General features: G+C 66.3%; 4 protein-coding genes. All 4 read left to right on the top strand.

Translation table 11 applies throughout. The features are described 5' to 3' along the window. Positions 1–765: 765 nt before the first annotated feature. The 4 genes from CEY08_RS29505 to CEY08_RS29490 are packed head-to-tail and all read left to right on the top strand — an operon-like array spanning position 766 to position 5,977. Positions 766–3,117, top strand: coding sequence for a bifunctional salicylyl-CoA 5-hydroxylase/oxidoreductase (locus CEY08_RS29505; RefSeq protein ID WP_076816476.1), 2,352 nt, complete (start codon positions 766–768; stop codon positions 3,115–3,117). After that, entirely contained in the window at positions 3,114–3,905 is a 792-nt protein-coding gene (locus tag CEY08_RS29500) for an SDR family NAD(P)-dependent oxidoreductase (protein WP_042796270.1), read from the top strand. Before CEY08_RS29505 ends, CEY08_RS29500 begins: the two co-directional genes overlap by 4 nt. A 42-nt stretch (positions 3,906–3,947) precedes the next feature. Then, complete coding sequence (locus CEY08_RS29495) at positions 3,948–4,805, top strand: enoyl-CoA hydratase family protein (RefSeq protein ID WP_042796271.1); 858 nt, start codon at positions 3,948–3,950, stop codon at positions 4,803–4,805. Between the two features lie 2 nt (positions 4,806–4,807). Further along, positions 4,808–5,977 carry an acyl-CoA dehydrogenase family protein gene (locus tag CEY08_RS29490; protein WP_042796272.1) on the top strand — a complete coding sequence of 390 codons (1,170 nt, stop codon included), beginning with the start codon at positions 4,808–4,810 and terminating at the stop codon, positions 5,975–5,977. The last annotated feature ends 23 nt before the right edge of the window (positions 5,978–6,000 follow it).

Below are 6,000 nucleotides of genomic sequence, written 5' to 3'. Positions count from 1 at the left end.
GTGGTGACGCGTGGCGCGAGTGAGAACCGGGTCTGGGTTTTGTGAGGCGTGGTGTCGTGACGAAGGCCACGCGCCGGTCGGCCAGCAATCGTCACTCAACGCGGATGCCGGATGGGTGGTGCGCGTCCGGGTCTGCATGCGCAAGCGGCTGTCCGTCGCGCGCCACCCATCACCGCCCACCCCCCAAGAGCTGGGGACCAATAGCAATCCACTTGTCGCATTCGCGCAAGTGAACACAATCGAAATTCCAGAAATCATGTATGCCATTCCCGGCCGCCCGCGCGGCCGAGAATGGCGGGCAACGCAAGACTCGTCCCTGATCACGGCTCTAGCAGCGCATCAGTCCAAGATTCAAGTAGCCCGTCGGCGCGGACGCTTGAGGGGTGGGCAACCTCGATGCGCCCGAGGGAATCGGAAGGAACCGCCGCAGGCGGTGACGACGATGACGATGGGGCAGTCCGGAGCGAAGGCTCCGGACCGCAATCGTGGGCGCCTACCCCTCAAGCGTCCGCGCCGACGGGCGGCCTACTAGTGCCGACTGCCCACGCCCCGCAGTGCCCAAGACGCATCCCCGGCCCCAACCCGCCCGTAACTCAAAAAAGACTGTCCCCAATTACCCGCCCCTAAGTATCTAGATACTTTCCCCATTTGCACCTCGCCACCTTCAGGTATATATTTCAAGCCTAAACTATCCAGGTTTAAATATCTGCGGCCCCAGCTCCAGGAATTCAGAGCGGATGTCGCTTACCACGGAGCGCTACGGCAATGAAAATAGTCTGCATCGGCGGAGGCCCCGCCGGCCTGTATTTCGGTCTGCTCATGAAGCTGCAGGACCCTGCCAATGACGTCACCGTGATCGAGCGCAACCGCCCGTACGACACCTTCGGCTGGGGCGTGGTGTTCTCCGACGCCACCATGCAGAACCTGCGTGACGCCGACCCCGTTTCCGCCCAGACCATCGGCGACGCCTTCAACCACTGGGACGACATCGACATCCATTTCAAGGGCCGCAGCATGCGCAGCGGCGGTCACGGCTTTATTGGCATCGGCCGCAAGAAGCTGCTGAACATCCTGCAGGCGCGCTGCGAGGAAGTGGGCGTGAAGCTGGTGTTCGAGCAGTTTATCCAGGACGACCAGGCCATCGCGCGCGAATACGACGCCGATCTGGTCATCGCCTCGGATGGCATCAATAGCCAGGTCCGCACCCGCTACGCAGACACCTTCCACCCGGACATCGACCAGCGCCGCTGCCGTTTCGTGTGGCTGGGCACCAAGAAGGTCTTCGACGCGTTTACCTTCGCCTTCGTCCAGACCGAGCACGGCTGGTTCCAGGCGCACGCCTACCGCTACGAAGACGGCATGTCCACGTTCATCGTGGAAACGCCGGAGGAAACCTGGCAGGCTGCCGGCATCGAACAGATGAGCCAGGAAGAAGGCATCGCCTACTGCGAAAAGCTGTTCGCGCCCTGGCTCGACGGCAATGCGCTGATCAGCAACGCCTCGCACCTGCGCGGTTCGGCCATCTGGATCCGGTTCCCGCGTGTCATCTGCAACACCTGGGTGCACTGGAACACGCTGGACACCGCGCGCGGGGAGCGCCGCGTGCCCGTGGTGCTGATGGGCGATGCCGCCCACACCGCTCATTTCTCGATCGGCTCCGGCACCAAGCTGGCGCTGGAAGACGCCATCGAACTGGCGCGCTGCCTGAGCGGCGCCGAAGGCAGCGTCGAAGCGGGCCTGAAGCACTACGAGGAAGTCCGTAGCGTGGAAGTGCTGAAAATCCAGAATGCCGCCCGAAACTCCACGGAATGGTTCGAGAACGTCGAGCGCTACGCCGACCTGGAACCGGAACAGTTCGCCTATTCGCTGTTGACCCGCTCGCAGCGGATTTCGCACGAGAATCTGCGCTTGCGCGACCCCGCCTGGCTGGAAGGCTTCGAGCGCTGGATCGCGGAACGCGCCGGCGCCGCCGCGGCCCCGGGCCAGCGCCCCGCGATTCCCATGCTGACGCCTTACCAGGCGCGCGGTGTGCGGCTGAAGAACCGCATCATGGTGTCGCCGATGGCCATGTACTCCTGCACCGATGGCGTGCCGGGCGACTTCCACCTGGTGCACCTGGGCGCCCGCGCGATGGGCGGCGCCGGGCTGGTCATGGTCGAGATGACCTGCGTTTCGCCGGACGGCCGCATCACCCCGGGCTGCCCCGGCCTCTGGAATGACGAACAGCGCGACGCGTTCGCCCGCATCGTCGGCTTCGTGCACGGCAACAGCGATGCCCGCATCGGCATGCAGTTGGGCCATGCCGGCCGCAAGGGTTCCACGCAACTGGGCTGGCAGAAGATCGACCATCCGCTGGCAGAGGGCAACTGGCCGCTGGTTTCGGCATCGGCGTTGCCGTACATCGAAGGCGTGTCGCAGACGCCGCGCGCCATGACGCGCGCCGACATGGACGAGGTGCGCGACAACTTCGTGGCCGCCGCGCGCCGCGCCGAGCAGGCTGGCTTTGACTGGCTGGAGTTGCACTGCGCCCACGGCTACCTGCTGTCCAGCTTCATTTCCCCGCTGACCAATCACCGTGGCGACGAGTACGGCGGCAGCCTGGAAAACCGCCTGCGCTTCCCGCTGGAAGTGTTCCACGCCGTTCGCGCCGTCTGGCCCGAGAACAAGCCGATGTCGGTGCGGATTTCCGCCAGCGACTGGGTCGAGGGCGGCATCACCGCCGACGACGCGGTGGAGATCGCCCGCCACTTCAAGGCCGCTGGCGCCGACATGATCGACTGCTCGTCCGGCCAGGTCAGCAAGGAAGAAAAGCCGGTCTATGGCCGCATGTTCCAGACTCCGTTCGCCGACCGGGTGCGCAACGAGGCCGGCATCCCGACCATCGCGGTGGGAGCGATCTTCGAGGCCGACCACGCCAACGGCATCATCGCCTCGGGCCGCGCCGATCTCTGCGCCCTGGCACGTCCCCATTTGGCCGACGCCTCCTGGACGCTACGCGAAGCGGCGCGGGTGGGCTACCGTGATGTTTCGTGGCCTAGCCAGTACTTCGCCGGCAAGCGCCAGCTGGAAACCAACTTCGAACGCGCCGCCGCGATGGCGCAACTGGATATCAAATGAACGCAATTCCGCTCCCGCTGTCAGGACGCCACGCGCTGGTGACGGGCGGCGCCCGCGGCATCGGGCTGGCCTGCGCCCGGGCGCTTCTGCAGCGCGGCGCGCGCGTCACATTGCTGGGCCGCGATGGCGCGGCGCTGGACGCCGCGGTCGACAGTCTGGCCAGCCTGGGACAGGTGCAGGCCGTCAGCGCCGACATCGCCAACGAAGCCTCGGTGCGGGCGGCCTTTTCCCAGGCCGAAGTCGAATTCGGTCCGGTGCTTGTGCTGGTGAACAACGCCGGCCAGGCCGTCAGCCAACGCTTTGACCGCACGGACGCGGCGATGTGGCAGTCCATGCTGGATGTCAATCTGACGGGCACCTTCCACTGCATCCAGGCGGCCTTGCCCGGCATGTTGCAGGAAAAATGGGGCCGGGTGATCAACGTGGCCAGTACCGCCGGCCTGATCGGCTATGGCTACGTCAGCGCCTATTGCGCCGCCAAGCATGGCGTCATCGGCCTGACCCGCTCCCTGGCGCTGGAAACCGCGCAAAAGGGCGTGACGGTCAATGCCGTCTGCCCGGGCTACACCGAAACCGACATCGTGCGCGGCGCGGTGTCGAATATTGTCGAGAAGACCGGCATGACGCCGGACGCCGCCCGCGCCAAGCTGGCCGAACGCAATCCGCAGGGCCGCCTGGTGCAGCCCGAGGAAGTGGCCGAGACGGTCGCCTGGCTGGCCTTGCCGGCTTCGGCTTCGGTCAACGGCCAGGCCATTGCCGTAGACGGCGGCGAAGTGATGACCGGCTGAAGCCGGCGCCCCATCCCCCCCCAATTCACGAACGGAGACACCATGAGCACCCAGCCCGAAGAGCACACCATGAAACACCATAAACGTCCGTTTGCCGGCTACCAGGCGAAGACGTTCCTGTGGCAGGTGTCGGCCGACGGCAAGATCGGCACGGTGACCCTGAACCGCCCCGAGCGCAAGAATCCGCTGACGTTCGACTCCTACGCCGAACTGCGCGATCTGTTCCGCGCGCTGGTGTACGCGACCGACATCAAGGTCGTGGTGGTGACGGGCGCGGGCGGCAATTTCTGCTCGGGTGGCGACGTGCACGAGATCATCGGGCCGTTGACCAAGATGAGCATGCCGGAACTCCTGGATTTCACCCGCATGACCGGCGACCTGGTCAAGGCCATGCGCGCCTGCCCGCAGCCCATCGTGGCGGCGGTCGACGGCATCTGCGCCGGCGCCGGCGCGATGGTGGCGCTGGCTTCGGACATGCGCCTGGGCACGCCTGCCGCGCGCACGGCTTTCCTGTTCACGCGCGTGGGCCTGGCGGGCGCGGACATGGGCGCCTGCACCTTGCTGCCGCGCATGATCGGCCAAGGTCGCGCGTCGGAGCTGCTCTACACGGGCCGCGCCATGACGGCGGAAGAGGGCGCGAGCTGGGGCTTTTTCAATGCTTTGCACGAACCCGGCGCGTTGGCGGACGCAGCACAGACGCTGGCCGCGCAACTGGCGGCAGGACCCACCTTCGCCCATGGCGTTACCAAGAAGCTGCTGCACCAGGAATGGAACATGGGCGTGGACGAGGCCATCGAGGCCGAAGCCGAGGCCCAGGCCATCTGCATGCAGACGCGCGATTTCCGTCGCGCCTACGAGGCTTTCGTGGCCAAGCAAAAACCGGTGTTCCAAGGGGACTGAGCATGCGCGATGCAAGCTGGCTGGATTGGCCGTTCTTTGACGATGCGCATCGCAAGCTGGCGCACGACGTCGACGCCTGGTGCGAGGCGTCCCTGGCAGACGTGGATCACCATGACGCCGATGGCGCCTGCAAGAAGCTGGTGCGCGCCATGGGCAAGGCCGGCTGGCTGCGCTATGCGGTCGCGGGCGGCCCTGGCGGTGCCTGGGGCGGCGCGTTGCCGGAAGTGGATTCCCGCGCCGTCTGCATCCTGCGTGAAACCCTGGCCCGGCACGAAGGCCTGGCGGACTTCGCCTTCGCCATGCAAGGCCTGGGCAGCGGCGCCATTTCCTTGATGGGCTCGGACGAGCTGCGCCAGCGCTATCTGCCGCGCGTGGCCCGGGGCGAGGCCATCGCCGCCTTCGCGCTGTCGGAGCCCGACGCTGGATCGGACGTGGCCGCGCTGGCTTGCGAGGCCACGCTGGACGGCGATCACTATGTGCTGAATGGCGCCAAGACCTGGATTTCCAACGGCGGCATCGCGGATTTCTATTGCGTGTTCGCGCGCACCGGCGAAGCCCCCGGCGCGCGCGGCATCAGCGCTTTTGTGGTGGACGCCGATACGCCCGGCTTCGAGGTCAGCGAGCGCATCGATCTGATCGCGCCGCACCCCCTGGCCACCATCACGTTCGACAACTGCCGCATTCCGGTTTCGCACCGGCTGGGCGAGGCAGGCCAGGGATTCAAGCTGGCCATGATGACGCTGGACATCTTCCGCGCGTCGGTGGCGGCGGCGGCATTGGGCTTTGCACGCCGGGCGCTGGACGAAGGCCTGGCGCGTTCCAAGTCCCGCCGCATGTTCGGCCAGACGCTGTCCGACCTGCAGCTGACGCAGGCCGCGTTGGGCGACATGGCGACCGCGATCGACGCCTCGGCGTTGCTGACGTACCGCGCCGCCTGGATGCGCGACGTGCTGAAGCAGCGCACCACGCGCGAAGCGGCGATGGCCAAGATGACCGCCACGGAATCGGCGCAGACCGTGATCGACCGCGCGCTGCAGATGTTCGGCGGCGCGGGCGTGGTGTCGGGGATGCCGGTGGAGAAGCTTTACAGGGAAATAAGAGCGCTGCGGATCTACGAAGGCGCGACAGAAGTGCAGAAGTTGATCATTGCCCGTGAACTGCTGAAGGCGTAAGGAAGCCACCGAGCTCCGTCGTC

The sequence above is a fragment of the Achromobacter insolitus genome, assembly GCF_002209555.1.
In the GTDB taxonomy this organism is placed as follows: Bacteria; Pseudomonadota; Gammaproteobacteria; order Burkholderiales; family Burkholderiaceae_B; genus Achromobacter; species Achromobacter insolitus.
The sequence above is the reverse complement of the archived record's forward strand: the minus strand, read 5'-3'. Positions and strand labels throughout refer to the sequence as shown.

Coding starts and splice junctions, on each gene's coding strand:
- CEY08_RS29505 (WP_076816476.1), top strand. CDS start 766: ATGAAAATAGTCTGCATCGGCGGAGGCCCCGCCGGCCTGTATTTCGGT.
- CEY08_RS29490 (WP_042796272.1), top strand. CDS start 4,808: ATGCGCGATGCAAGCTGGCTGGATTGGCCGTTCTTTGACGATGCGCAT.
- CEY08_RS29500 (WP_042796270.1), top strand. CDS start 3,114: ATGAACGCAATTCCGCTCCCGCTGTCAGGACGCCACGCGCTGGTGACG.
- CEY08_RS29495 (WP_042796271.1), top strand. CDS start 3,948: ATGAGCACCCAGCCCGAAGAGCACACCATGAAACACCATAAACGTCCG.